The 25,391-nt window shown below is 69.7% G+C and carries 21 protein-coding genes; 9 read left to right on the plus strand and 12 right to left on the minus strand.

What is annotated here, in order from left to right:
• Positions 1 to 35 precede the first annotated feature (35 nt).
• Complete coding sequence (locus B0I31_RS26160) at positions 36 to 1,172, minus strand: epoxide hydrolase family protein (RefSeq protein ID WP_106618044.1); 1,137 nt, start codon at positions 1,170 to 1,172, stop codon at positions 36 to 38.
• A 332-nt stretch (positions 1,173 to 1,504) separates the two neighbouring features.
• On the opposite strand from B0I31_RS26160, the gene B0I31_RS26165 reads away from it, so the two are divergent.
• Positions 1,505 to 2,767: an ATP-binding protein gene (locus tag B0I31_RS26165; RefSeq protein ID WP_106618045.1), complete on the plus strand. Its 1,263-nt coding sequence runs from the start codon at positions 1,505 to 1,507 to the stop codon at positions 2,765 to 2,767.
• A 296-nt stretch (positions 2,768 to 3,063) separates the two neighbouring features.
• Here the strand turns inward: B0I31_RS26165 and B0I31_RS26175 are convergent, their stop codons facing one another.
• The 3 genes from B0I31_RS26175 to B0I31_RS26185 all read right to left on the minus strand — a co-directional run bounded on the left by B0I31_RS26175 (position 3,064) and on the right by B0I31_RS26185 (position 6,453).
• On the minus strand, positions 3,064 to 5,463 hold the full coding sequence (locus B0I31_RS26175) for a tetratricopeptide repeat protein (RefSeq protein ID WP_106618046.1): 2,400 nt from the start codon (positions 5,461 to 5,463) through the stop codon (positions 3,064 to 3,066).
• A 120-nt stretch (positions 5,464 to 5,583) separates the two neighbouring features.
• The gene (locus tag B0I31_RS26180; RefSeq protein WP_245950423.1) at positions 5,584 to 6,042 is read right to left on the minus strand and encodes an integrase core domain-containing protein; all 459 of its coding nucleotides are present in this window, start codon (positions 6,040 to 6,042) and stop codon (positions 5,584 to 5,586) included.
• 150 nt (positions 6,043 to 6,192) lie between these two features.
• Positions 6,193 to 6,453, minus strand: a complete 261-nt coding sequence (locus B0I31_RS26185; RefSeq protein WP_146173949.1) for a hypothetical protein — start codon at positions 6,451 to 6,453, stop codon at positions 6,193 to 6,195.
• A gap of 419 nt (positions 6,454 to 6,872) precedes the next feature.
• Here B0I31_RS26185 and B0I31_RS26190 point away from each other — a divergent pair, with 419 nt between their 5' ends.
• Positions 6,873 to 7,166 (plus strand): hypothetical protein, encoded by a 294-nt coding sequence (locus tag B0I31_RS26190; protein WP_106618048.1) that lies wholly within the window; start codon positions 6,873 to 6,875, stop codon positions 7,164 to 7,166.
• Positions 7,167 to 7,281: 115 nt separating this feature from the next.
• On the opposite strand, the gene B0I31_RS26195 is transcribed toward B0I31_RS26190, so the two are convergent.
• The 4 genes from B0I31_RS26195 to B0I31_RS26205 form a co-directional block, all read right to left on the minus strand.
• Complete coding sequence (locus B0I31_RS26195; RefSeq protein WP_106618049.1) at positions 7,282 to 7,590, minus strand: hypothetical protein; 309 nt, start codon at positions 7,588 to 7,590, stop codon at positions 7,282 to 7,284.
• Positions 7,591 to 7,700: 110 nt separating this feature from the next.
• Positions 7,701 to 8,093 carry a transposase gene (locus B0I31_RS26200; RefSeq protein ID WP_245950426.1) on the minus strand — a complete coding sequence of 131 codons (393 nt, stop codon included), beginning with the start codon at positions 8,091 to 8,093 and terminating at the stop codon, positions 7,701 to 7,703.
• A 33-nt stretch (positions 8,094 to 8,126) separates the two neighbouring features.
• Positions 8,127 to 8,312, minus strand: a complete 186-nt coding sequence (locus tag B0I31_RS41265; protein WP_219910825.1) for an integrase — start codon at positions 8,310 to 8,312, stop codon at positions 8,127 to 8,129.
• A 400-nt stretch (positions 8,313 to 8,712) separates the two neighbouring features.
• Positions 8,713 to 9,072: a hypothetical protein gene (locus tag B0I31_RS26205; RefSeq protein ID WP_146173950.1), complete on the minus strand. Its 360-nt coding sequence runs from the start codon at positions 9,070 to 9,072 to the stop codon at positions 8,713 to 8,715.
• A gap of 259 nt (positions 9,073 to 9,331) precedes the next feature.
• Between B0I31_RS26205 and B0I31_RS26210 the strand changes: the two genes are divergently transcribed.
• Together B0I31_RS26210 and B0I31_RS26215 are read left to right on the plus strand one after the other, a co-directional pair.
• Positions 9,332 to 11,977, plus strand: coding sequence for a BTAD domain-containing putative transcriptional regulator (locus tag B0I31_RS26210; RefSeq protein WP_181320389.1), 2,646 nt, complete (start codon positions 9,332 to 9,334; stop codon positions 11,975 to 11,977).
• Positions 11,919 to 12,764: a hypothetical protein gene (locus B0I31_RS26215; RefSeq protein WP_146173951.1), complete on the plus strand. Its 846-nt coding sequence runs from the start codon at positions 11,919 to 11,921 to the stop codon at positions 12,762 to 12,764. The genes B0I31_RS26210 and B0I31_RS26215 overlap by 59 nt, the downstream gene beginning before the upstream one ends.
• Positions 12,765 to 13,019: 255 nt before the next feature.
• On the opposite strand, the gene pcaB is transcribed toward B0I31_RS26215, so the two are convergent.
• The 4 genes from pcaB to B0I31_RS26235 all read right to left on the minus strand — a co-directional run bounded on the left by pcaB (position 13,020) and on the right by B0I31_RS26235 (position 19,043).
• Positions 13,020 to 14,402, minus strand: a complete 1,383-nt coding sequence (pcaB, locus tag B0I31_RS26220) for a 3-carboxy-cis,cis-muconate cycloisomerase (protein WP_106618053.1) — start codon at positions 14,400 to 14,402, stop codon at positions 13,020 to 13,022.
• A gap of 11 nt (positions 14,403 to 14,413) precedes the next feature.
• Positions 14,414 to 16,384 (minus strand): FAD/NAD(P)-binding protein, encoded by a 1,971-nt coding sequence (locus B0I31_RS26225; RefSeq protein WP_106618054.1) that lies wholly within the window; start codon positions 16,382 to 16,384, stop codon positions 14,414 to 14,416.
• 232 nt (positions 16,385 to 16,616) lie between these two features.
• Positions 16,617 to 18,092, minus strand: a complete 1,476-nt coding sequence (locus tag B0I31_RS26230; RefSeq protein ID WP_146173952.1) for an XRE family transcriptional regulator — start codon at positions 18,090 to 18,092, stop codon at positions 16,617 to 16,619.
• 654 nt (positions 18,093 to 18,746) lie between these two features.
• The gene (locus B0I31_RS26235) at positions 18,747 to 19,043 is read right to left on the minus strand and encodes a putative quinol monooxygenase (protein WP_106618056.1); all 297 of its coding nucleotides are present in this window, start codon (positions 19,041 to 19,043) and stop codon (positions 18,747 to 18,749) included.
• A 141-nt stretch (positions 19,044 to 19,184) separates the two neighbouring features.
• On the opposite strand from B0I31_RS26235, the gene B0I31_RS26240 reads away from it, so the two are divergent.
• The 5 genes from B0I31_RS26240 (at position 19,185) to B0I31_RS26260 (ending at position 25,391) form a co-directional block, all read left to right on the plus strand.
• Positions 19,185 to 20,564, plus strand: a complete 1,380-nt coding sequence (locus tag B0I31_RS26240) for a DNA-3-methyladenine glycosylase 2 family protein (protein WP_106618057.1) — start codon at positions 19,185 to 19,187, stop codon at positions 20,562 to 20,564.
• Positions 20,565 to 20,700: 136 nt separating this feature from the next.
• Positions 20,701 to 21,945, plus strand: a complete 1,245-nt coding sequence (locus B0I31_RS26245) for an acyl-CoA dehydrogenase family protein (protein ID WP_106618058.1) — start codon at positions 20,701 to 20,703, stop codon at positions 21,943 to 21,945.
• 241 nt (positions 21,946 to 22,186) lie between these two features.
• Positions 22,187 to 23,476, plus strand: coding sequence for a lysine N(6)-hydroxylase/L-ornithine N(5)-oxygenase family protein (locus B0I31_RS26250; RefSeq protein WP_106618059.1), 1,290 nt, complete (start codon positions 22,187 to 22,189; stop codon positions 23,474 to 23,476).
• Between the two features lie 5 nt (positions 23,477 to 23,481).
• Positions 23,482 to 23,853, plus strand: coding sequence for a cupin domain-containing protein (locus B0I31_RS26255; protein WP_106618243.1), 372 nt, complete (start codon positions 23,482 to 23,484; stop codon positions 23,851 to 23,853).
• Entirely contained in the window at positions 23,850 to 25,391 is a 1,542-nt protein-coding gene (locus tag B0I31_RS26260; protein WP_106618060.1) for a class I tRNA ligase family protein, read from the plus strand. Before B0I31_RS26255 ends, B0I31_RS26260 begins: the two co-directional genes overlap by 4 nt.

Here is a 25,391-nt window from a genome sequence, read left to right on the forward strand (position 1 = left end):
CGCCCACCGCCCGGTCGGAGGTCGGGACGGTTGCGTCATCGCACCAGTCGGAAGAAGTCGCGCACCTCTTCGGCGAACAGTTCGGGTTGCTCCCACGCACCGAAGTGCCCGCCGCGGTCCGGTTCGTTCCAGTAGCGGATGTCGGTGTAGCGCTTGGCCGCCCAGCGGCGCGACGGGCGTGGTACCTCTTTGGGGAAGACGGTGCACCCGGTGGGTACCGGGACGGTGTCGTCGGTGCTCTTGGCGAACCACTCGCCGACCTGGCGGAAGCTCTCCCAGTACAGCCGGGCCGAGGAAGCAGCGGTGCGGGTCAACCAGTACAGGGTGATGTCGTCCAGCATCGCGTCGCGGGTCAGGACGGTTTCCGGGACCCCGCCGCTGTCGGTCCAGGAGGCGAACTTCTCCACGATCCACGCGCACAGGCCGGCCGGCGAGTCGGTGAGGGCGTAACCCACCGTCTGGGGTTTCGTCGTCATCTGCTCGGCATAGCCGGATTCCTGGGCCGCGGCACGACGCAGGTCGACGAGCGCGGCCTCCTCCGCCGGGGTCAGGTCGTCGAAGGTGCCGGGGTCCGGCGCGGCGATCGGCGGCATGACGTGGATGCCGACCAGTTCGCCGGTGTCCTGCTGCCCCATGCTGGTGGTGACGCTGGTGCCCCAGTCACTGCCCTGCGCGCCGTAGCGCTGGTAGCCGAGCCGCGCCATCAGCTCCCGCCACGCGGCGGCGATCCGTTGCACCGTCCAGCCGGGTTCGGTGGGGCGTCCGCTGAAGCCGTAGCCGGGAAGTGAAGGGATCACCAGGTGGAAGGCGTCGTCCGGGTCGTCGGGCTCGGTCAGCAGGGGGACGACCTTCTCGAACTCCAGCACCGAGCCGGGCCAGCCGTGGGTGAGGATGAGCGGCACCGCCGACCGGTGCGGGGAGCGGACGTGCAGGAAGTGGATGCCGACGCCGTCGATGTCCGTGCGGAACTGGGGCAGTGCGTTGAGTCGCCGTTCGGTGGCCCGCCAGTCGTACTCGGTGGCCCAGTAGTGGCACAATTCCTCCAGGTACGCCAACGGCACGCCCTGCGTCCAGTCGGACACCGGCTCGGCGTCCGGCCACCGGGTGCGCGACAGCCGGGCTCGCAGGTCGATCAGCTCGTCGTCCGGGATCTCGATGCGGAACGGAATCACAGGGAGCGTCCTCTCGTGGCCGGCTGTGGCGGTGGTTGTAGTGGTCGGGCGTTGTCGATGCCTTGGTGTGGTCCGACCTCGCAGCGTGGATCAAGCCGGCTGCCTGGCCGGTCAACGGCTACGACTGGTACAACGAGTCGAGGTGACGCGTGTCGTTGTGGGTTCGATGAATCGAGGCCGCGTCACCTTCGGTCGTTCCCGCTGCCGACCACTCCTTGATTCGCAGACCGCATCGACGCTCGGCGCGTCCAGGTGAGGGCGGGAGTCACGTCCGGGCAACGGCGGTATGAGTGGTTCGATGAGCTATCGGATCGGACGCAGGAGGGGTCCGGATGGGGGAGCTGGAGGGACGTCCGGACTCGGTCCGGAACACCGTGGCGGGTTCGGTCTCCGGGCCGGTGGTGCAGGCCCGTGAGGTGCACGGCGACGTCACCTTGAATCACCATCAGCACCTTCACCGGGAAAGCCCTGATCCTGCGGCGCAGGTCGCAGTGGTGACCAGACTCGTCCCTGGCTCAGCCCAGGCAGGCGGGATGTTCTCCGGGCGCGGCGCAGAGGCCGAGCGGATATTGACCGCACTGGCTCCCGACAGCGGTGACCTCACCGATGGGACGGGGCCGGTGGTGGTGTCGGCGATCGCGGGGATGGGCGGAGTCGGGAAGACCGCCTTGGCCCGACACTGCGCGGTGCGGGCGGCAGCGCGGGGCTGGTTTCCGGGTGGCGTGTTCTGGGTCGACCTGCAGGGCTACAGCGGCGAAGGCATGGTCACCGCGGGTGCGGTGCTCTCTCCGCTGCTACGCCAGCTCGGCGTCGAAGCCGACCACGTCCCCGACCGGACCGCCGACCAGGCGGCCGTCTACGACCAGACGCTGCGCGACCTGGCGGAGGCCGGTCGGGCGGTGCTGCTGGTGCTGGACAACGCCTCCACCGTCGACCAGTTGCACGGCCTGCTGCCCGCTCTCGGGGACCACCGGGCACTGATCACCACTCGCGACACCCTCGCCCTGCCCGGCGCCCGTCGCTTGCTGCTGGACGTCCTGCCCATCGGTGACGCGGTCACGGTCCTGGACCGGGCGCTACGGCGACAGGACGGCGACGACGACCGTGTCACCACCGACCCGACGGGAGCCACACGCCTGGCAGAGGTATGCGGCGGGCTTCCACTGGCAGTGCTGATCGTCGCCGGTCTGCTCGCGGACGAACCCCACCTCACCTCCGGCACCCTGGCCGAGCAGCTCGCCGGGACGAGCACGGCAGGGTTTACCCACGGCGAGACCCGGCTGGCCACCGTCTTCAACGCGTCCTACTACCGGCTGCGCGACCGCGACCCCGACGCGGCGCAGTTGCTGAGGATGCTCGCCCTGGCGCCAGGCGTAGACATCGACACCGTCGCGGCTGCGGCCTTGGCCGCCGCGTCGCCCGACCGGGTCCGAACTCTGCTGCGCGTGCTAAGACAGGTTCACCTGATCACCACCGACACGGTCGACAGGTGGCGTGGTAGCCCCATGTTGGGTTCTCCTGTGCCAGGCGCAGTACCAGGAGCCGGATCGAGTGGACGGTCCGTGGACGACCAGGCCGCCTGGGACGGGATCTGAGCGCGTGGCGGCGTTTCATGAAGTCCTGGTGCCACCGAGGCACTGTCTCCGGACGCACCAGCAGTCGGAGCCGACGAAGCGTATCGACCGGAAGTCGGTGCAGCAGTGCCGTGAGGAACGCCCGGTCGTCGGGGGAGAACCGTGGACGCCGGATTACCGGCTTGGAATCCGACTCCCGGTACAACCGGACAGCGCGAGCCCTCAACTCGTCGGGGTACTTCTTCGGTGGTGCCACGGACGACTCCTTCAGGCCCTATCGGACCATGCCTGGAAAGCCGCCGGGCCACCGGGGGAGCTCAAGGGCTACCCCTGGGCCCTGTCTTGCTTACGCCCTCCCATTCCGCATGGATGGGGTTGTCGGCAGGCACAGCGCTCGACACGTTCATGCGAATCGCTCTCGTCAACGCGTGGTCAGGGCCTAGCACCTGTTTGGCCTGAGCCAGGGTTGCCTCGTACAGCGGAATCGCCTTCTCCAAGTCACCTGCCGATCGGTAAGCGCTGGCGAGGTTGGTGCGCGCCGTCAACGTGTTGAGATCGTCAAGCCCCAGTAGGCGCTCGGCGTCAGCGGAGGACGTTTGGTACAGTGGTATCGCTCGTTCCAGATAACCTGTCGAGAGGTAGGCATTGGCGAGAGCGTGGCGGGCGGTCAGCGTGTGCAGATGACCTGATCCCCATATCCGCTCACAGTCGACCAAAGCGGCTTCGTACAGCGGAATCGCTCTCTCCCAACGGCTTGCCGACCCGTATGCGCGTGCCAGGCTACTGCGGGCGGCAAAAGTGAGCAGATTGTCGGGTCCCAGCGCTCGTTCGTAGTCCGCTCGGGCTACCTCGAACAACGACGTCGCTCGTTCCAGATCAGTTGCCGAGAGATAGGCGCCAGCGAGATTATTGCGGGCGTTCAGTGTGTCCGGGTGGTCGGGTCCTAAGATTCGCTCGGCATCGGACAGGCTCGCCTCCAACAGTGGTATCGCTCGTTCCAGGTCACCTGCCGAAAGGTAGACACCGGCGAGATTGTTGCGCGACATCGGTGTGGACCGGTGATTGGGTCCCAGCACCCGTTGTCGATCAGCGAGCGTGGCTTCAGACAGTGCGATCGCTCGTTGCAGATCGCCTGCCGAGTGATAGGCGCGGGCAAGATTGCTGCGGGAAGTGAGTGTATCCGGGTGGTCAGGGCCGTGGAGGCGTTCGAGGCTGTGAGAGGCGCGGGTGAGCAGTGCGATAGCGGCGTTGAAGCCGCTCTGCCCCCTGAGATAGAGGCCGAGGTGTGTCGCGAGGTCGCAGAGTGTTTCGGTATCGCTGTGGGCAGGGGTGTGGTTGAGCAGCACCGCTGCGTGAAGGAGAGTCATGCGGATGATGAACCAGTCGCCAGGCTGATCCGGGTCGACCGTGGACAGGACGTGGGAGAGAACGGCAGCGGTGGTGTCGCGGGCGTGGTTGATGTCCGCCGGCTGACGGTGGTGGTCGGTCGGGTCGGGTGTGCGAGTGACGGCTTGGACCAAGCGGTGCACGGCGATGGTGTGGGTTCCGAGGGTGATCATGTTGTAGGCGGCTAGCCTGCCCAACGCTTCGAGGACGTCAGGCTCTGGTTCGCCGGCAGTGGTGATGATCAGTCCGCGAGGGATGCCCTCGGGGGCGTGCCAGGCAAGCCTGCGTAGCAGTCGTCCGGCGGAAGGGGTGTCGGCGAGGCGGTCGAGGGTGACGCGCCAGACGCGGGCCATGGTGCGTTGGGCGTCGCCGCCTTCTGCGGTTGAGGTGAACATCCGTGCCGGATATCGCCGAAGCAGGTCCAGGTAGGCGGTGGGCGTGACGCGGCTCTGAGCGAGGTAGGCGCCTGCCTGCTCGACCGCCAGCGGCAGCCAGCCCAACTCTTCGCACAGCCGGTCGGCGTCGAATAGATCAGCGTCTGGCCACTCGGTCCGCACAACGCGGTCCAGCAGCTCTACGGCCTCGCTGGGAGGTAGAACGTCGAGATGGATCGCCTTGACGTCCCGCCATCCACTGGCCTGGCGACTGGTAATCACGATTGTGCCGGTCCGTACCCGCTCCAACAGCTGCTCTGCGTCGGCGGGCGTGGTGAGATTGTCCAGCACCAACAGCCACCCGGCGTGAGTGGCAAGCCATCGCACGGCCAACTCCGTGCGCTGCTCCGACAGCAGGTTCGCCGTCTGTGGTGCCAGTGCTGTGGCCAGGTCGGCCAGACCGCTGTCGATCGTGGACGCGGAGTCCGCGGTGATCCACCACACCATCGTGTACCGGTCGGCGTGGAGATGGATGAAGCGAGCGGAAAGGGTGCTTTTGCCTACCCCGCCCAGCCCGTGAACCGCGACCACCACCGTCCGCCCTGAACCCCGGACAGCCGCGTCCAGACGATCCAACTCGTTCGACCGACCGATGAACAGATCCGACCCTCGAGGGAATCGGCTCAACTCGGCAGACGCAGAGATCGACTCCATTGCCGGCATACGGGGTACGCCAGCCACCACGTCACCCTGAATCGTGAGATTCCCGCCAGCCTGTAGCACCGCTGCCTGTTCGTGGGCCTCAACCGACTGGACAGTTTGTTGCACTGCACCCTCGCCGCCACTGCTCACTGTCCACCGCCCAACCATCGCCACGAACAGCCACAAGAGCCAGCCGATCAAACACACCAGACCCCACACCCGCCCCAATGGCAACGCAATATTGCGGTCGTCCATCCTGCCAGCAGGCGCTCCCTGGACGTGACATCCTGCCGTGCTGCGTGACTGCCACTGTCGCCTACTATTGCAGCAGACCCTGTGGGGTGCCAATAGTCGGCCACGTGGTCTGATCTGCGGTTAGGCGGCTGTGGGTTCGTACTCGTTGATAAGGCCACCGAGAACCGGCTGGCTGCGTATCGAGGTACAGCCCGGCTCTGCGATCGGCCGGTCCGATCGTGGTGGTGCGAGTTGCAGTGCTCGGTGGGGTCGACGGTGGTTGTAGTGGGCCGCATAGCGGCCCAGCACGACCCGCAGGTGGTGTTCGTTGATGATGAGCAGTCGGTCGGTGACTTCGCGTCTGACGGTCCCGACGAACCGCTCGGCGTGGGCGTTGGCTCTCGGCGTGGGCGTTGGCTCGCGGACACCGTGGTGGGCGTTGGCTCGCGGACACCGTGGTGGGCTTTTCACGACCTGGATGCCGGCGCCGGAGAAGGCCGCGTCGAACGAAGTGGTGAACTGGCCTGCCCGGTCGCGGACGAGGAACCGGAAGTCGTCTGCCCGGTCTCCGATGTCCATGAGCAGGTTGCTCGGCGACAAGGCGGAACTGTGGTGATCCGTTGATCGTGGACGAACCCGCGCCGGCGGTTGTGCCCGTAATGCTCAGGACGCGAGCGTCGGTGGCCAGGCCATGCGGGCCGGACAGCGACAGCACGCGCGCGGGAGGGGCGCCCTCGACGGCGTGCACGGTCAGGGCACGGCGGGCGCGGGTCGCGGTGGCTTAGGGGTATTGGCAGAGGGTCCGAGGTTGCCGGCGATGTCGTTCACCGGTTCGTGTCCGGTGGGGTATTCGATCCTGGAGCGGAGCTTCAGTCCACCGGCGCGGGTCCGGCCGACCAACTGCTCGTCCAGGCCCTTGAGGGCGGCCTTGGCCTTGGCATCCTCGGGGTTCTCCACGCCGGACATCATCTCGGTCATCACGTGCGCATCCTTGATCAGGAGATACGCCACTCGTTTTACAGTCCCCCGACTGCGACTTGAGTAAATATCACCGTTTGCGGGAAGACGAGGTGATCTTCGGTGTTGCCGAAATGGATGCGCTCATCGAGGGTTCGCCGCCTCCGGTGGGGCTGATTTCGGCATGAGTAGTTTTGCGGCGCGTTCCGGAGGTCTGGTTGGCAACGTCGAAGTGAAGGTCGACTCGCGGGAGTCCGTACAATGGTCATTCGGGACCTGTCGGTGTTCGGTAGAGGGGGAGCCAGGTCGGGATTGAGTGCCCTGGCTGGAAAGGTGAAGGCGGTCATCGCAGAGGCTGGAGCCCTGCGCAACGTGCAGTACGTAACTTTCGAAGGAACTCGTGTCAACCGCCGAGATAACGCGCAGCGACTCACTTACGATATTCATGTCAATAGAATCGGAGGCGGACGCAGGTGAGGCTTGAGGACTTTCTCGGAGTCAACGTCGATCTGGACGAGGTCGCGCGTTGGGTCCGCAACGGTGATGACCTGGAGGGGATACTCACCCGGCTGCGTGACATGGGTTGTGACGTGCCGGGTTGTATCGCGGTCCTGGACGCAGCAGGGGTAATGTCGCTGTCGGAGGCCAAGGTCGCCGTCGTCTTCTCGGAGACCTGGAAGGACGAGTTGCCGCAAAACCGAGCTTTCCGGCGACATATAGGTGAGTTGCTAGAAGGAGAGACTGAGAGTGATGCGGACCCAACATAGTCGGGTGCAAGTCCACGCTAATCACCATGGTGGATGAATTCCTGGCTCTGACAGGCTGGGAACGTGCGCGCCACCTGACAGCTCCTGTGCTTGCCAAGCACCCGGTCTCTGCGGACTAGCCCTCAGGTCCAGAGTTCTGGGATCCCGCAGGTGTCCGTCGGTAGAGGCATATGATGGCGACACGCTCGCTTTTGCCCAGCGCGCCAACGACGTTGCTTTCGCAGGCGGACATCTTGTCCAGTATCCAGCCGAGCGATTCGACGGCCTCCATCTGGTCGTTTATTCCGGTCATGGCGCCGGTTGCGGAGCTGTTGGTGTGTGCCTCGATGAACTTGAACACCAGGATGTGTCTGCCTGCTTCGATCGCGTGCTTAGCCTGGTCGAGAGCGCTCTGCTCCTTGGCTCTGTTCAGAAGTCCCATCACTGATCATCTTCTTGCGCCTGGATCCCGCCTTGCCTTGCTTTCACCATACGCGCAGGTAGGGCGGGCGGCCTGTGGGGCGCCAAATGTTGGCCACACGGTTTGACCTGCGGTTAGGCGGCAGTGGGCTCGTCCTTGTTGATCAGGCCGCCGAGGACTGGTCGGTGACATATCGACGTGCAACTCGGCTCTACTGGTGGTTTGTCCGGTCGTAGTGGTGCGAGCTGGAGTGCTCGGTGCGGCCGGCGGTGGTTGTAGTGGGCCGCGTAGCGGTCCAGCACCGTCCGCAGGTGGCGTTCGTTGATGATGAGCAGTCGGTCGGTGACTTCGCGTCGGACGGTGCGGACGAACCGCTCGGCGTGGGCGTCGGCTCGCAGCCATCGTGGTGGGGTCTTCACGACCTGAATGCGGGGGGCGGAGAAGACCGCGTCGCACGAGGCGGTGACCTGACCGGCCCGGTCGTGGTTGAGGGACCGGGAGCCGTCTGTCCGGTCGCTGAGGTCCACGAGCAGGTTGCGGGCTTGTTGGGTGGTCCATGCTCAGTCGGTGATCCTCCAACCCGGACAGGGCGGCGAACCAGAACCGATCGGCGGGCTCGTGGTGACCGGACACGCGAGCTGCCGGCGCAGGACCGCGGTCTCGTGCCGCGAAACGAGCAGTTCGGCGTCCTTCACCGTCTCGCTGCGGAGAAACACCGCCGGGACGGACAGCAGCTTCCGGGTCACCTCGTACAGCAGGGACACGATCACCCGGATGTGCTGCCAACACGGTAAGTGCCTGCTCTACCTGCGACGATGACTTTCGAGCAGCACAGGTCAGCAACGCCTGGGTCAGCGCGAGGGCGAGGTCGCGGTAGTTGGTGCCGCCGCCCTCCACCATCATCACGATGTCGGCGAGGTTGTACTTGTAGTCGGCGAGGACCTGCCGGTTGGCGTCACGCACGGCCCGGCAGGTGGGCGACCGCGCGGCAAGGGCTGGAGCGGCGGCCGCCGGCGTGGCCGGGCGATTGTTCCCGCAGCCACCGCCGGCACCGCCGCCACCGGAGTGAATCGTCGAATTCCTGCTCCTGAGCATGGTATTACGCCGACCGCCCGGCCCTCCGCACCGGGTGGACCGCTACGGGCATCAGTTCCAGAGGGCGACCATCATTCCCGGGCAGTTGTTGTAACAATAGATTTCCGCCCGGTAGGTGGCGTAGACATTGCTCAGCGTCCGGTACACCTGTCCCGAGGTGGCCGTGGAGAAGATGACCTGATTGTTGGTCATGTCGCGAACCCTGAGCTCGTAGCTCCGGCCCTGCACGTTGTAGGTCGCGACCACCACCTGATGCGCGGCGTTGGCTGTCACGTTGCCGGTGCTGCAGTTACTGCGGTTCGCCTGCACCGTGCACGACTCCGTGTAGGCGAGCGCGTTCCCAGGCGTCGCCACCAGCATCGCCGTCGCGGCGGCCACACCCGCTGCAGCAGCCTTGATCGATTTCCTCATCGGTTCCCCTCGGTTATGTCGTGCCGGTCTGGCAGTCCTGTGTCTTTCGCTTGCGGCGTGCGCCGCAAGCGACCTGGACAGCTTCCGGTGCCGCGATTGTTTGTGAGTTGTTTTTGGATTGCATCACTTATGTACGTGTGCTTCACTCGATGGCGTGGACACGCGTACGGGGGGACCGGCGCCGTGGCGTTTGCTGGGTCCACCGCGCTGGCGAGTGGGCGGTGCGGACGTCGACTTGGGACCCGCCAAGCAGCAGTGCGTGATCGCGGTGCTCCTGCTGACCCCCGGCCGCAGCGTGCCAGTCGGGACGCTGGTCGATCGCATATGGGGCGCGTATCCGCCGCGGGCCAGCAACGCCGTTGCGCCGTACGTGGCACGGCTGCGCCGCGTCATCGCCGCCGCCGGTGGCGATCCTGGCCTGTTGCAGTTCGTCTCCGGTGGCTATCGCATCGACGTGGCGGCCGAGCAGGTCGACCTGCATCGGGCGCGGCGGCTGGCCGCCGCGGCCCGCGAGGCACAGCGCGCGGGGGACGACAAGAGCTCCGCAGGGCTGCTGAGGCAGGCCCTGGCCGGATGGGAGCCGATCGCGCTGGCCGGTCTGCCCGGCGACTGGGCGGCCAGGGTGCGCGAGGCTCTGCACCGCGAACGGCTCGATCTGCTGGCCGATCTCGCCGAGGCGCGGCTGCGATTAGGCTTCGCGGACGCGGTGGTCGAGGAGCTCCGGCCGGTTGCCGCCGAGCACCCTACGGCGGAACGAGTGGTGGCGGCCCTGATGCGGGCGCTGAGCGCCGGCGGGCGGGTGCCCGAGGCCCTGGAATGTTATGCGCGGCTGCGCGCCGCTGTCAGTGACGAGTTGGGCAGCGAGCCCGGCGCCGCGGTCCGAGAGCTGCACGTCGAGTTGTTGCGCGGCAACGAACCGGCGTCGAACCGCGTGCCGGGTCCGGCTGTGCCTGCGCAGCTGCCCGCTGACGTGGCGGGCTTCACCGCTCGTGAGGACGAACTGCGCCGGCTGGACGAGGCGTTGGGCGACGACCGGCCGGTGGTGCTCGCCGGCACCGCCGGGGTCGGAAAGACGACACTCGCGGTGCACTGGGCGCACCGGGTCCGGCACCGGTTCCCAGGAGGCCAGCTCTTCGTGAACCTCGGCGGCTTCGGACCGGTCGAGTCGGTGCTGCCGCCCGAAGAGGCGTTGCGCGGTTTCCTCGAGGCGCTCGGCGTGCCGGGCCCACGGATACCGCGGGAGTTACCGGCCCGGGCGGCCATGTTCCGCACGCTGGTGGCGGGCCGCCGCCTGCTGATCATCCTGGACAACGCACGGGACGCCGACCAGGTGCGGCCTCTGCTGCCCGGCACGCCGGGCTCGGTCGTCGCCATCACCAGCCGGGACCAACTGCTCAGCCTTGTCGCCATCGAGGCCGCCCGGCTGGTGAACGTCGGCCTGCTCACCCAGGCCGAGGCTCGCACGATGCTGGCCTGGCGGCTCGGGGACCAACGCGTGGACGCCGAACCGGCGGCGGTGCGGCGGCTCGGCGATGCCTGCGCTCACCTGCCGATCGCGTTGGCCATCGTGGCCGCCCGTGCGGCCGGCCGGCCCGACCTGCCGCTGGCATCGCTGGCCGACCAGCTCACCGCCGGCGACAGGTTCGACGTGCTCGACGGCCACGACGCCAGCAGCAACGTGCGGATGGTTTTCTCCTGGTCGTACCGGAGCTTGAAACCCGCCGCGGCGCGACTGTTCCGGCTGCTCGGGCTGCACCCCGGGCCGGCGTTCACGGCGACCGCGGCGGCTAGCCTGGCCGGGCATCCGGTCGATCAGGTGTTGGACGAGTTGGTCCAGGCCCACCTGTTCGTACCGGCTGCGACCGGTCGGTACGAACAGCATGATCTGCTGCGCGCGTACGCTGCGGAGCTGGCCGGCACCGATGAGCGAGACGCCCTGCACCGCCTGCTCGATCATTACCTCCACGGCGCCAGCAAAGCTATGCGGCTGAACCACACCCCGTCCGTGCTGACCCTGCCGCCGGCCCAGCCGGGGACGGTGGTGGACGAGATCGCCGACGACAGTGCCGCGCTGGCATGGCTGATTGCCAACGATTCTGTGTTGACCAGACTGATCCGGCTGGCCGGACAGGCGGGCTTCGACGGGCACGCGTGGCGGCTGGCCCGCGCCCGCGACCACTTCGCCGTGCGGCAGGGCCGGTGGAACGACTTGGTCGAACTGGACCAGATCGGGCTGCGCGCGGCGCGGCGGACCGGCGATCGGGCGGCGGAAGCAGAGTTGCTGCGCAGCCTGGCCCGTGCCCTCCTGATGTTGGGCGACCACGACGGGGCGCGACGGCACGCGCTCACCGCGGCCGGTCATTTCCACGAACTGGGCGAGCAGACGAGCGAGGCGCAGACACATCACTTCCTGGCCGACATCTTCGACCGGATGGGCCAGCCGCGTACGGCGTTGCGGCACGCCCGTACGGCCTTGCGCGTTTACGAGGCCATCGACGATCGGGCGGGTATGGCCCGAGCACTCAACGCGACCGGTTGGTGCCATGCCGTCCTGGGTGAGCACCGCCTCGCCGTGGAACACTGCGCGCGGGCGCTGGCGTTCTTCCGCGAAATCGGCGATCGCGACGGCGAGGCGGCTACGCAAGGCAGCCTGGGCTATGCCTGCGAGCAGTCGGGTGAGCTGGATGCGGCGATCGGCCACTACAACCAGTCGGTCCGCCTGTGTCGTGAGATAGGTGAGCGCTTCTATCTGGCCGACACCCTGACTCACCTGGGCGACTGTCTCCGGGCGAAGGGCGACCGCCGGGCGGCGCGGGCCGCTTGGTCCGAGGCGCTGGACGTCTTCGATGAGCTGGACCACCCGGCCCAAGATCTGCGTGTCAAGCTGGCAGCCGCATCCGAATGACGAGGCAGCGGCTTGCTCGTTCGGTGCGGTACTCACCGACATTGCCTGTGCCGCTCACATGGCCGACATGGTGGCCGCGCTCGGCGTCACGGAACTCGCGCTCGAACGTGCGCACGGCGTCGTGACGGTCCGTCGGAAGAACCCGAACGACGCGGCCACCGCCCGGATCGAGGCGTACGTGGTACTCGTCGAAGAGACGGGTGACGCGTGGGCCACCAAGCCACGAGAGCCGCACCGCCACCCGGATGACCGAGGTCGCACCGTTCGGTCGCTGTTCCGGTTCACCCTGACCGGTGATGCTGGATGGGGCTGTTCCGGCTCACATCACCCAAGGGGGTCGAAACTCGTGCGAAGACTGTCTTCCGCCCTCGTGGCCATCATCGGAGCCTTATCCCTCGTCACCCTGCCCTCGACGGCGCAGGCTGCCGGCCGGGCCGATTCGCCGGTCGGCAACCAGGCTTCCGGTCTGGAGTGCACGATCTACCCCTACTGGACCTACCCGCCCGCCTACAGCGGCTCCTGCGTCTCGCCACGTCCGTCGTACAGCTCCACCATCCACTTCCGGGTGCAGTCGCCGACTCCCGGCGCCACCTACTCGTGGTCGCTGAGCGGCGCCCCTCTGCCGTCGTCCTGCACGTCCACCTCGTCGACCTGCACCGTGGTGGTGAACACCACCCGGACCGACCGCTACGTCACGGCGACCGTCACGTCCTCGGACGGTGTCCTGACCTCCGACGCCTGGGCGCTCGCGGCCTGTCCCGGGCCCACCGGCGTCGAGTTCTGCTGAGAGGTCGACCGCGGGGTTGACGACGGGGATCCGCTGACCTTCAGGTTCACCGGCTCGACCGCGCCCGCGGTGGTGACCGCGCCGGTGCGCGGTCGTGCGGACGGCCGGGCCGCTGCCTCAGGAAAGTACTGGCGCAGCGGGCCTGTGGTGTTTCGTTGGCGCCACGCCCCGAGGGTGGCGAGTGCCGGTCGTTCGTCATCGGCCGTGCGACGTGGCAGCCGGGTGCGCATGAGGTGTCGCAGGCGCCATCGCGAGTCAAGCTCGTTCACGCGGGCTTGAAGGGGGCTGACCGGCGAGGTGGCGGTCGAGGACCCGATCGACGAGTCGGGACGATGCGCCCAGGTAACCGGTGGGGTCGCACAGCTCCCGCCACCGCGCCGGGTCGCTGTCGTGCCCTCGGGCGTGGAGTTGTCGCACCAGGACTTCGGCGGTGTCGCCGGTGGTGGCGGTGACTTCCGTCATGACCTTCTTCGCCGCGACCCTGCCGAGCAGCGGGGTCAGCACCGCGCCGAGGCGTTCCGAGACGATGGCGCCACCGGTGAGGGCGAGGTTCTCCCTCATCCGGTCGGGGAACACGGTCAGGCCGGCGGCGAGGTCCGCGGCGTTGCGCGCGGCGCCGGCGGCGAGGCGCAGTGCCTCGCGCAGCGGCTGCCACTCGGCGTGCCAGCCGCCTGCCGAGCGCTCGTCGGGTACGACCATGCACTGGTGCAGCACGGAGACCAGGGTCGGTACTTGACGAGCGGCGGTGAGGATGGTGGTGGCGTAGACGGGGTTGCGCTTCTGCGGCATGGCGGAGGAGGCGCCACGGCCCGGTGCCGCCGGTTCGGCCAGTTCGCCGATCTCGGTGCGGGTGAGGACTTCGACGTCGGCGGCGAGCTTGCCGAGCGTGCCGGTGACCAGGCTGAGCGCGTTGGCCACGTCGACGACCGGCAGCCGGGCGCCGTGCCAGGGGATCAGCGGTGCGGTGAGTCCGAGGTCGGTGGCGAGGTGCCCGACGAGGTCGAGGCTGTCGGCCTCGGTGAACTCCTGGTAGGCGGCCAGGGTGCCGGCGGCGCCGCCCAGCGACACGGGCAGCCCGTGCGAGCGCAGGTGGTCGAGGCGGTCGACGACGTCGAGCACGGCGTTGAGCCAGCCCGCCGCCTTGAGGCCGAAGGTGATCGGGACGGCGTGCTGGGTCAGGGTGCGGCCCGCCATGGGGGTGTCGCGGTGCTCGCGAGCCAGGTCGGCCACCGCGTCGGCGGTCCGTCGCAGGTCGCCGAGCACTCGGCCGAGCACTTCGTGGCAGATGAGCATGGTGGCGGTGTCGAGGATGTCCTGGCTCGTGCTGCCGCGGTGGACGAAGTCCGCGGCTTCCGGGTCGATCCTGGCGACGATGCCGCTCAGTTGCGCGACGAAGCCGACGGTCGGGTTGCCGGTCTCGCGGACCTTCGCGACGAGGTCGGACCAGTCGAACGCGTCGGCGTCGACCTCGGCGAGCGCCGAGGCCGTGGCGGGTGGGACCATGCCGATGCGGGCCTGCGCGCGGGCCAGTGCCTCCTCGACCCGGATCATGGCGGTCAGCCACGCGCGGTCGTCGAGCAGGTCGTCGATCCCCGTGCCGGCCCATCCGGGTGAGAGCAGACCGCTGTCTGCGAACATGTCGGTTCCCTTCAGGCGGTGGCTGGTTCGTTGACCGCGTGGGCGGTCAGGTTCAGGCACTCGCGGGCCAGCGCGTCGGCGTCGCCGAGGATGACGGAGTTGACACCGGGCCGCACTCCCGCCGCGGTGGCCCAGTGCACGGTCTCGGTGGGCACGCCGAACGCGAAGCGCCGGGGGTGTGGCCGCCGTTGTGCGTCGAGCAACGCGTAAGGGCGTGTCGTCACGGCGATGCCCCCGGTCTCGTACCACCCGGTCGTGCGGTTCGGGATGCGGTTGAGGGTGCAGGCGCCGCGGGCGAGCAGGCGGGTGAGCAGGGGATCGGTGGTGCGGCGGGCGTCGACGTCGGGCAACCGTGCCTCGACGAGCGTGCGAGCCCGGTAGTCGGCTCCCGGCACGAGCGGGCTGCGGGCCAGGAAGCCCCGGCCGTCGTCGAGGTGCTCCACGACCATCCCCGGCCCGACGACGGTGAGGACACCGGCCCTGATCAACGCCGCGGCCTGTTCGATGCGCTGCACGGGTGGGCCGATGGACAGGAAGGCGTTGAGCGGCGTGTACCAGTCGTCGAGGTCGTCGCGGTAGGAGGTGCCGGTGAGGCCGCCGTGGTCGACCAGGAGCCGCACCTCGTTGCGCAGGTCGCGCAGCACGTCCAAGGCGGCCTTGAGCGGGCCTCGGACGTTGCCCAGGCGTGCCTCGCGGACATCGGCGTCGAGGTAGGACAACAGCCAGTCGCGGAACGCGCCCGGCCCGGAGAACCGGGTGCGGCAGGGCGTGGCGACGGACTCCCAGTCCCAGCGCGAAGTCGGCTCGAGCCCGAACCGGCGCAGCAGTCCGTCCTCCGCACCGGTCACGGGCGCCGACTCCGCCAGGTCGCGGAACTCGCGCAAGAAGCGTGCCCCCTCGGCGTCGCCCGATCGGTTGACCACGATGGTGGCGTAGTAGACGGCGCGCACTTCGCGGTCGATCCAGGGCCAGATGTCGGTACGGAAGTCCACGGGACTGGATGCGCGCAGGGCCGCGATGCGGTGCGGGGTCAGGAACAGCGGGACGTGCCGGCCGGAGACGCCTTTCTGGTTCTCGCCTCGCGCGTGGTAGGGCACCCCGCGCCGGGAACCGGCGATCAGGCGGGGTTCCCTGCCGGAGGGCTCGTAGCGCACCTGCCCGTCCCGGTCCCGGTGGAACACCCCGCCGCGACCGGAGGTCAGCAGCGCCAAGTGGTCGAAGAAGTTCAGGCCCAGACCGCGCAGGATGACCGGTTCACCGCCGGCGACAGCGCTCAGGTCGACGTCGGCCGGGTTGTGCGGGGGCACGTAGCGCAGCCCGTCGCGGACGGCGACGTCCTGCAACCGCTGCTGCGCGGGGGTCGGCGTGGTGTCGAGGTGGCCGAGGGCGAGCACGACGGAGTGCAGCCCCGTGAGCTGTTCGCCGTTCGACAAGACCACGGCCTGGAGGCCGTCGTCCTCGTCGACGAGGTCGACCACCCGCTCCGGGTACCGCGCGATGACCACGTTGGCGGGGGCGTGCTCGACCAGGTGCCGCAACGTCCAGGCCAGGTAGTGACCGTAGAGGGCCCGGGTCGGGTACGCGTCGGGACCGAGGGTGAGCGCCTCGTGGCGCACCCATGCCGGGAGGTTCGGGAACGGGTCGAGCAGGGCGACGAAACGCGCCCACTCGTGCAGGCTGGGGCCGGGCACCACGGGGCCCGCGCAGTCGACGCTGTCGTCGACGAACATGGTGACCTGGGACGCGACGGTGTTCATCAGCAGGTGACGGGACTGGTCGGACCGCCACACCTGGCCACCGACGCCCAACCGGGGGTCGACCAAGCGTACGCGCACGGTGCGGTGCGGGGTCTCGCGGGCGTTGGCGCAGAGCCGTTCGAGCACTGACAAACCGCGCGGGCCGACTCCCACGAGGCAGATGTCACGAGCGTCCCGCGGATCGCCGGGTTCGCTCGGACGCGTGACCGTTGAGTGACCGCTCATCGCAGAAGTGTCCTGGGCCGGTCGTGGACCGCGGAGCACGGAACCACGAAGCGACAGTCGACGGCTGCCGCTTCGACCACGAACACCCAGCAGGTCCGAGGCGGCGACGTTCCACGCCTTCGGCACTTCGACGGCCGGCCGAGCGGGACGGTCGGCCGGACGAAGGTCAGGTGGTGCGGCCGTTGCGGCACGCGTCACGAGTTCGTCCGGCCGCCCCGCTCGGCGCCGCGATTCAGGAACGCGCCTCGGTGACCGGTGCCATCCGGTCCACGAGGCGGGTCGGTAGTTCGATGCGGAACGGGGACAGTGCGCCGGCTGTGACGTCCGGTGGGCAGTTGGTCCGGTCGGGACGGCCGCGGAGGGCGTCCCAGTCGACCGGTTCGTGGCGGCGGGACTGTTGTGGTGGCACGTCGAGGCGTAAGGGTGACGGGTGGGTGCGGTTGGTCGGAGTCGCGCCCACCTGGATCGCGAACACCCGCACCAGGCGCTCCACCCGGTAGCCGCCCGGCTGGTCGCCGCGGCGCAGCAGGCCGGCTTCCACCAGTTCCTCCGCCAGTTCGCCGCCCTCGGGCACGACCGATTCCGGGTCGCAGCGGTACGGCAGGCGGGCGATGCGCGTCAGCAGTGCCCGGGCTGCCTCGCCCACCTCCTGGTAGGCGGAGTTCAGCGACTCGGACAGCGACAGGTCGCCGATGCGCAGCCAGTTCAGCGCGCCGTCGCGCTCCGCCAGCTTGGCGTTCGCCCGGTGCAGCGGCAGGTCCGGCCGCGCGACGAGCTTGCGCAAGGCGATGTTCAGCGCCAGGGGCAGGTCGTCGCACAGCTCGGCGAGCCGGTCGCACTCGTCCGGTTCGGCCTCGGCCCGCTCGGGCACGGCCGCGGTGATCATCGCGAGCGAGTCGGACCGCGACGGCACGTCCAGCCGGACGCGGCGGACGCCGTCCAGGCCCAGCAGCGGCTTGCGGCTGACCACCAGCGTCTGGCTGTGCCGTGACTCGGTCAGCAGCGGGCGCACCTGGCGCTCGTCGCGGACGTTCTCCAGCAGGACCAGGAGCCTGCGCTCCACCAGCAGTGAGCGGTACAGCCCGGCGCGCTGGTCGACCGTGCCGGACAGGTGGTCTGCGGGCACTCCCAGAGCCCGCAGAAAACCGTCCAGCACGAACCCGGCGTCCGACGCGGTGCCGGTCAGCGGTCCGAGGTCCGCGTACAGCTGGCCGTCGACCATGTCGGCGGCGACGCGGTGCGCGTGGTGCAGGGCCAGGTCGCTCTTGCCCACCCCGACCGGACCGGTGACGACCACCGGGTTGGCCGCGGGCACGTCGAGCAGGTCGAGCTCGCGCCGCCTGCCGACGAACCCCCAGGATCGCAGCGGCAGCTGGGCCGGCCGGGGCATCCCCCGGTCGTGGGGCGAGCTCCTATATCGGCCCCAGGACGGCGTGTCGGTGTTGGTCACGTTCGCGGCTTCCATCCAGCGCCGCCGCCACTCCTCGCGGTCACCGCCGCACGCGGCCACGAACCCGAGCGTCACCTGCAACGTCGGCAACCGGGTGCCGCTGGCCGCGTTCGACAGCACGGACGGTGCGAACAACGCCGAGCGCGCCATCTCCCGGTACGTCGGGTTGCCGGCGCACGCCCTCAATCGGCGCAGCTCCGTGGCGAACGCGGCCGCCACTCCGCCGCCGACGTCCACGGGCTTCTCTGGTCTCGCCATGACGGAACCCCTCCTTCAAGCCGACGGATTCGTCGGACGTCCGAACACCACTGCCGCCGATGGCGCTCGCGTCGATCCGGCCGGCGGACCGGCGGGCCACAGCGGACGGATGGGCACACACGGTCGTAGACAGGCGCTCGACACGGCCGCGTTCCCCAGGCAGGCACGTGCGGTACCACGAAGTGATCGGCCGACTCCCGGCTCACCGGGTGGCAGCGCCCGGCGCCGGGCGCGCAGCGGTCACGCGGCCGGGGCGACGAGGGCGCGGGGACAGCGGGAAGGCCGACACCGCGGTCGTGGCGCGAGCGGTTCGCGGCGGAGTGGTCCGGCGTTGGCGCAGGTCGGTCTCACCGTCGAAACGCGGGTGTTGTGAGGTGACGGCGTCGTGCGCGGGAGGGCCGACGCGCCGGACAGGTCTTCTGCCGTGCCAGTCACAGGTCTGTCTCCGTTATCGCCGCCTTCGATGGCCCTGCCGGGCCGGGCGCCACGGGTAGCGCGCCGCGGTTATTCGAACCGACGACGGCATTGAACGGCAGAGTTGATCGGTCCGAACAATCAACCTCGCACGATCCGCTGAAGATCACCCGGATGGCCCTTGCGGCGGCGGGTGGGACGATCTGGCGGGCGCTGCGGCGCCCAGTGTGACGGCGGTCCTCAGATGCTGATGATCATATCGTGGTCGGTCTCCACGACCTCGACGGCCAGCGCGGCGAGCCGGCCCGCGACGAGCTCCCGGTAGGCGGGCGAGCCGGTGTGGGTGTCGTAGGCGTCCTGGTCGGCGAAGTTGCCGATGAGCAGCAGGTAGTCCGGGCGCGTCGCGTTCCGGTACACGCGGAAGGACAGGGTCGCGGGCTCCTGCTCGGGGCCGAGCAGGGCGAACCGCCGCACGAGCTGCTCGGCTTCGGCCTGCTTGCCGGGTTTGAGCGGGATCGACAGGACCTTGGTGAGCACAGGACCTCCTGCGGTGGGACGACCAACGCGGCGTGAACGCGTCTAGAGGATCTCGGAGCCGCCCGGAGGGTGTCTGGTCAGATGCGGACATCCCGGCGGTCCCGGTAGCGGGCCGGGTGGCGATCCCTGTATTCCTGCGACATGACGACGTTCACGGCGGTGGTGACCACCGGCATCTACTGTCGGCCGGGCTGCCCGGCCAGGCCGCTCGCCGAGAACGTGCGCACGTTCGAGCTGGCCGCGACCGCCGAGGCCGCCGGGTTCCGCGCCTGCCTGCGCTGCCGCCCGTACCGGGTCGCCGGTCCGGTCGGCCCCGAGGCGCCCGAGCTGGTGTGCCGCGCGGTGCAGCTGATCCTGGACGGGGTGCTCGACGGTGGCACGGAGGTCACCCTCGGCGCGCGGCTGGGCGTGTCGCCGCGCCACCTGCGCAGGCTGTTCAACGACCACCTGGGGGTGACCCCCGACCAGCTCGCGCGGTCGCGTCGCGCGCACTTCGCGCGCAGGCTGCTCGACGACTCCGACCTGGCCGTGGCCGACGTGGCGTTCGCGTCCGGTTTCGGCAGCCTGCGGCAGTTCAACCGGGAGATGCGCCAGGTGTTCCGGGCCGTGCCGAGCGAGCTGCGGCTGCGCAGGCGACGGGCCGACCGGCTGGCGGCGGACGGCGGGCTGGCGATGCGGCTGCCGTTCCGCCGGCCGTTCGACTGGGACGGCGTCCTCGAGCACCTCGCCGCGAGGGCGGTACCGGGCGTCGAGTCGGTCGAGGGACGGGTGTACCGCCGCACGATCAGCCTGGACGGCGAGGCCGGCCTGCTGGAGGTGCACCCCGGCGAGCAGGACAACCTCGTGCTGGTGGCGCACCTGCCCTACTGGGAGGGCCTGATCCACGTCGTGGAGCGGGCGAGCCGCATGGTCGCGGTGGACGTGGAGACCGGTCCGGCGGTGGAGGACCTGGCGGCGGATCCGGTCGTCGGGCCGCTGGTGTCGGCCCGGCCCGGCCTGCGGGCACCCGGCGCTTGGGGTGCCTTCGAGGTGGCCGTGCACGCGGTCCTGGCGCAGCACGGCGACCTGCCGTGGACCAGGGACCGGATGGGAGCGCTGGTCCGGCGGTTGGGGCTGCCGGTGCCCGGCCTGACGCACGGGCTGACGCACCTGTTCCCCTCGGCCGAGGTCCTGGCGGGGGAGAAGCTGACCGGGATCGGCTTGCCGACCGCCGCCGCCGACACCTTGCGCAGGCTGGCGCGGCGGGTGGCCGACGGCGACATCGTGCTGGACGGCGGCGCGTCCTCGGCGGACCTGGTCACCGGCCTGACGGCGGTCGAGGGGATCGGGCGGGCCGCGGCGGAGCAGATCGCGCTGCGCCTGGGACACCGGGACGCCTTCCCGGCGGACGCCCCCGCCGTCCACCGGGCGTTGCGCGAACTCGGCGCCGGCGATCCGGAGGAGGCGGCCGAGAGGTGGCGGCCGTGGCGGGCGGTCGTGGCGGCGCACCTGGTCGCGCACGGCGAGGCGGCGGACCGCTGACGGAGAACATCCCGATCACCGCCGCTGATCGCGGTGTTTTTCTTCGGTTGATTGTCTGATCCGGTCAATCCTTCCAGTCAACGGACCCGCTGGTTTGAATCGGGTGACATCAGCGCAGCCGAGGGGAAGCGAGCGGATGACAGCCACAGATGTTCAGACCGGCACGATCGGGGTGGGCGCCGACCCGGTGTCGCCGGACTCGCCGGCGGCGGAGATCCTGGCGCGTGCCAAGGCCGTCGCGCCGCTGCTGCGCCAGCGCGCGGCCGAGATCGAGAGCGCGCGCCGCCTGCCCGCCGACCTGGTGGAGGTGCTGCGCGGGACCGGTGTGTTCCGGATGGGCTTCGGCCGCAACTGGGGCGGTCCCGAGCTGAACTCGGTGGAGCAGACCGAGGTGATCGAGGCGCTGTCCTACGGCGACGCGGGTGCCGGCTGGTGCGCGATGATCGGCTCGGACTCCGGGCTGTACGCGCAGTTCCTGGACGAGGCCGTGGCCAAGGAGATGTTCACCAGCCTCGACATGGTCACCGCCGGCCTGCTGTTCCCGACCGGGCGGGCCGAACTGGTCCCCGGCGGGTACCGGCTCACCGGCCGCTGGCAGTTCGGCAGCGGCATCACGCACGCCGACTGGGTGATCTCCGGTGCGTTCATCTACCGGGACGGCCAGCCGGAACCCGGTGCGGACGGCGACCCGCACGACTCCAAGCTGTTCATCGTGCCGCGCGCCGACGTCGAGGTGATCGACACGTGGCACACCACCGGCCTGGCCGGCAGTGGCAGCTGCGACTACGCGATCACCGACATCTTCGTGCCCGAGGGTCGCACCGTCACCTTCGACACCGTGCGCAACGGCGAGGGCCCGCTGGCCCAGCCGGAGGTGCACATGCGCAACATGCCCGGCGTGCCGCTCGGGGTGGCCCGTGCCGCGCTCGACCACGTGCGGGAGATCGCCTCGACCAAGGTGGGCCCGGCCGGTGCGATGGCCGACGACTACCGCACCCAGGTCACCATCGCCGACTGCGAGGCGGACTTCGCGGCCACGCGGCACGCGGTGTACGGCGCCCTGCGGCGGCAGCACGAGGTGCTGTCGGCGGGCGGCACCCTGGACGACCTGACGGCGGACGAGCGGGCCGCGCTCCCGTTGTCCCGCAGGCACGCCTTCCGCACCGCGCGCTCGATCGTGTCGCGGTTGTACGACCTGCTCCAGACCTCGTCCATCTACCAGCGCTCGCCCATGGACCGGTGGTTGCGCGACACGAACACGATGTGCCAGCACGTGGTTGCCCAGGACCGCATCCTGCAGTCCGCGGGGGCGTACCTGTTGGGCAGCAAGCCGTCCTTCGCGCTGTCGCTCGGCGTCATCGGCGGCGGCAAGAAGAGCTGATCGTCCCTCCCCGGTCGACGTCGGTCCCTGGCGGACTCGTTCGCGACGGCATCCGGACCGGGTGAGGTTTCTCTGTGGCGCAAGGCATCCGGCGGTCCGAGCGGGCCGTGACGCGGACCGCGCCGTGCCGGTGTCAGCGCCGGAAGTCGTGCCGAGCCACGCAGTGCCCGGTGCGCAGGAACATCCGACCCGCGGGCCCGCTGCCCGGCGGGTGAGCCGACCTAGTAGTCAGGTGGGGAATGTGACTGGGCAAGATGTCGAAGTTCTCATGATCGGTGCCGGACCGTCGAACCTGGCGCTCGCCGTCGCGATCGAGGAGTCCGGTGAGCGCCAAGTGGCGGAGAGCACCCTGGTGCTGGAGCAGTATCCGGACGTCAAGTGGCAGCGCAACCTGCTGCTGCCGTGGGCACGCAGCCAGGTGTCGTTCCTCAAGGACCTGGTGACCCTGCGCAACCCGCGCAGCCGGTTCTCGTTCCTGAACTACCTGCACCAGCAGGGGCAGCTGGACGACTTCGTGAACCTGTCGACCTTCAACCCCTACCGCTGGCAGCTCTCCGCCTACCAGCAGTGGGTCGCGGACGGCCTGGAGCAGGTCCGCATCCGCTACAACGCCCGCACCGAGCGGATCGACCCGCGCTACGCCGAGGACGGCTCGGTCGCCGGGTGGACCGTCACGCTGTCCGACGGCGACACCATCACGTGCCGCGACCTGGTGGTCGGCACCGGCCGGGACGCGCACGTCCCCGACGTGTTCCGCGACCTGCCGCAGGAGCGGGTGGTGCACAGCACCCAGTACTCCGGCCGGATCGCCGGGTTGACGCCGCCGTCCGACCGGCCGCTGCGCCCGGTGGTCATCGGTGGCGCGCAGAGCGCCGCGGAGATGTTCATGGCGCTGCACCAGGACTTCCCGGACAGCGAGCCGACGCTGGTGCTGCGCTCCATCGGCCTGCAGAACTACCAGACGAGCAAGTTCGTCAACGAGCTGTTCTACCCGTCGTTCGTCGACGAGTTCTACACCATGCTCCCCGAGGCGCGGTCCCAGGTGCTCGACGAGATGCGCCTGACCAACTACGCGGGCCTCGCGCCGCCGTTCCTGGAGGAGATCTACTCGATGCTGTACCAGCAGAAGATGCTGGGGCGGCAGCGGTCCTCGGTGCGGAGCCTGACCGAGGTCGTCGGCGCGCGGATGGACGGCGACGAGGTCGTGCTCGACCTGCGCGACCGCAAGAGCGCCAAGGTCGAGCCGCTGCGCTGCGACGCGGTGTTCCTCGGCACCGGCTACGACCCGCGGATGCCCGCGATGGTCGGCGACCTGGCGGACCGGATGGGCCTCGTCGACGTCAACGTCAGCCGGCGCTACCGGGTCGACCTCGGCGACTCCGCCTGGGGCGCCATCTACCTCCAGGGCGTCAACGAGCAGACGCACGGCATCGCCGACTCGCTGATCAGCGTGCTGGCGCACCGCTCCCAGGACATCACCGAGGACCTGCTCGCCCGCCGCACGGTCGCCGAAGTCACCGCGGAGGTGTGAACGACATGGTCGAGATCCGCAAGCTGGACCGGGACAACTTAGAGCCGGCGTACGGCCTGGACGGCCAGCGCCTGCTGCCCTGGCCCGCGCTCAACGCCCCGTTCGAGGGCGCCTGGTGCGTGCTGCGCGCGGGCACCGAGTCCACGCCGCACTCCCACCACGAGTACGAGATCTTCATCGCCATGAAGGGCGCCGCCGAGCTGGATGTCGACGGCGAGCGGCACGACTTCGTCGCGGGCGACATCGTGCACCTGCCCCCGGGCTGCACGCACAAGGTCGTCAACGGCGGCGCCGAGGACTTCGAGTACTACGGCGTCTGGTGGGACGCCGACATGTCCGAGAAGTTCCTCGCCCGGCACGAGGAGCGGTCGCGGTGAGCCGACCGACGCTGATCATCTCGCCGGCCCCGACCGCGAACGGCGACCTGCACCTCGGGCACGTCGCCGGTCCGTTCCTGGCCGCCGACGTGCACGCCCGGTACCTGCGGGCCACCGGTCGCGAAGCGCTGCTGGCCACCGGTTTCCAGGACACCTCCACCTACGTGGTCACCACGGCGCACCGGCTGGGCGTGACGCCGCAGGAGCTGGTGGCGCGCTCGGCGGAGCAGATCGAGTCGACGCTGGCCGCGGTCGGGATCGACGTCGACGGGTACACCGGCGACGAGGACCGGTTCGTCAAGGCGGTGCTCGGGTTCGTCGAGCGGCTGCACGCGGCGGGCAAGTTCGAGCTGCGCACGATGACCTTCCCGTACTCCCCGGCGACCGGCGAGTACCTGGTGGACGGCTTCGTGAAGGGCGGCTGCCCGCTGTGCCTCGCGGAGGGGTGCGCGGGGCTCTGCGAGAGCTGCGGCCACCCGATCGCCGCGGGCGACCTGATCGACCCCAAGTCGACGGTCGACCCCGACGACCCGCTGGAGCTGCGCGAGACGCAGGTGCTCGTGCTGCCCATGGAGCGGTACCGCGAGCAGATCCGCGAGCACTTCGCGGTGCACGGCCGGGCGATGCGGCCGCACATGGCGCAGGCGATCCGGGAGATGCTGTCCCGGCCGCTGCCGGACTACCCGGTCACCTACCCGACCTCGTGGGGCATCCCGGCGCCGTTCCCGGAAGTCGCCGGCCAGCGGATCAACCCGAACGCCGAGCCCGCCGCGTGGAGCATCTACTGCGGCACGCTGTCGGCCGAGCGGCGCGGGGTGCCGCTCGCCGTCGACGACGAGATGTGGCTCGCCGACGCGGGCACGAAGGTCGTCTACTTCCTCGGCTTCGACAACACCTACCCGTTCGCGGTGGCGATGGTGGCGATGCTGCTGGCCGCGGACGGCCGGTACCTGCTGCCCGAGGAGTTCGTCACCAACGAGTTCTACGAGCTGGACAACTCGAAGTTCTCCACCAGCCGTGGCCACGTGGTGTGGGGCCGGGAGCTGGTCGCCGAGGTGCCGCGCGACCTGGTGAGGTTCCACCTGGCCGCGACCAGCCCGGAGAACCAGCGCACCGACTTCAGCCGGGCCGCGCTGGCCAGGGTGACGTCCTCGCGCCTGGTCGCGCCGTGGAACCGGGTGGCGGACGAGGTGGACCGGTTCACCGGTCGCGGTCCGCTGCCGGTGTCCGAGCGGTCGCGGAGCGCGGCCACCCGGATCGTCGAGCGGTTCGCCGCCTGCTACGAGCTGGAGGTCTTCAGCCTCACCCGGGCGACCGAGGTGCTGGCCGAGCAGCTGGGCAGGCTGGCCCGGTGGTCGGTGCGGCCGGGCGAGGAGGGCGACTTCTGCCACGAGGTCGAGGTGGTGCTGCGGTGCGCCGCGCCGATCCTGATCGACCTGGCGGAGAAGGCGCTGCCGGACACGGACATCCCGACCGGGGCGGGCGCGACGACCGTCACGCCGACGAGCCTGCCGCGGCTGCCCGAATGGACGGGATGA

The organism is Saccharothrix carnea (genome assembly GCF_003014735.1).
GTDB classification, from domain to species: domain Bacteria; phylum Actinomycetota; class Actinomycetes; order Mycobacteriales; family Pseudonocardiaceae; genus Actinosynnema; species Actinosynnema carneum.

Bases quoted from the DNA above. Each gene is read 5' to 3' on its own strand.
- B0I31_RS26165 (WP_106618045.1), top strand. From the start codon at position 1,505: ATGGGGGAGCTGGAGGGACGTCCGGACTCGGTCCGGAACACCGTGGCG.
- B0I31_RS26175 (WP_106618046.1), bottom strand. From the start codon at position 5,463: ATGGACGACCGCAATATTGCGTTGCCATTGGGGCGGGTGTGGGGTCTG.
- B0I31_RS26205 (WP_146173950.1), bottom strand. From the start codon at position 9,072: ATGAGGAAATCGATCAAGGCTGCTGCAGCGGGTGTGGCCGCCGCGACG.
- B0I31_RS26215 (WP_146173951.1), top strand. From the start codon at position 11,919: ATGAGCTGGACCACCCGGCCCAAGATCTGCGTGTCAAGCTGGCAGCCG.
- pcaB (WP_106618053.1), bottom strand. From the start codon at position 14,402: ATGTTCGCAGACAGCGGTCTGCTCTCACCCGGATGGGCCGGCACGGGG.
- B0I31_RS26225 (WP_106618054.1), bottom strand. From the start codon at position 16,384: ATGAGCGGTCACTCAACGGTCACGCGTCCGAGCGAACCCGGCGATCCG.
- B0I31_RS26230 (WP_146173952.1), bottom strand. From the start codon at position 18,092: ATGGCGAGACCAGAGAAGCCCGTGGACGTCGGCGGCGGAGTGGCGGCC.
- B0I31_RS26240 (WP_106618057.1), top strand. From the start codon at position 19,185: ATGACGACGTTCACGGCGGTGGTGACCACCGGCATCTACTGTCGGCCG.
- B0I31_RS26245 (WP_106618058.1), top strand. From the start codon at position 20,701: ATGACAGCCACAGATGTTCAGACCGGCACGATCGGGGTGGGCGCCGAC.
- B0I31_RS26255 (WP_106618243.1), top strand. From the start codon at position 23,482: ATGGTCGAGATCCGCAAGCTGGACCGGGACAACTTAGAGCCGGCGTAC.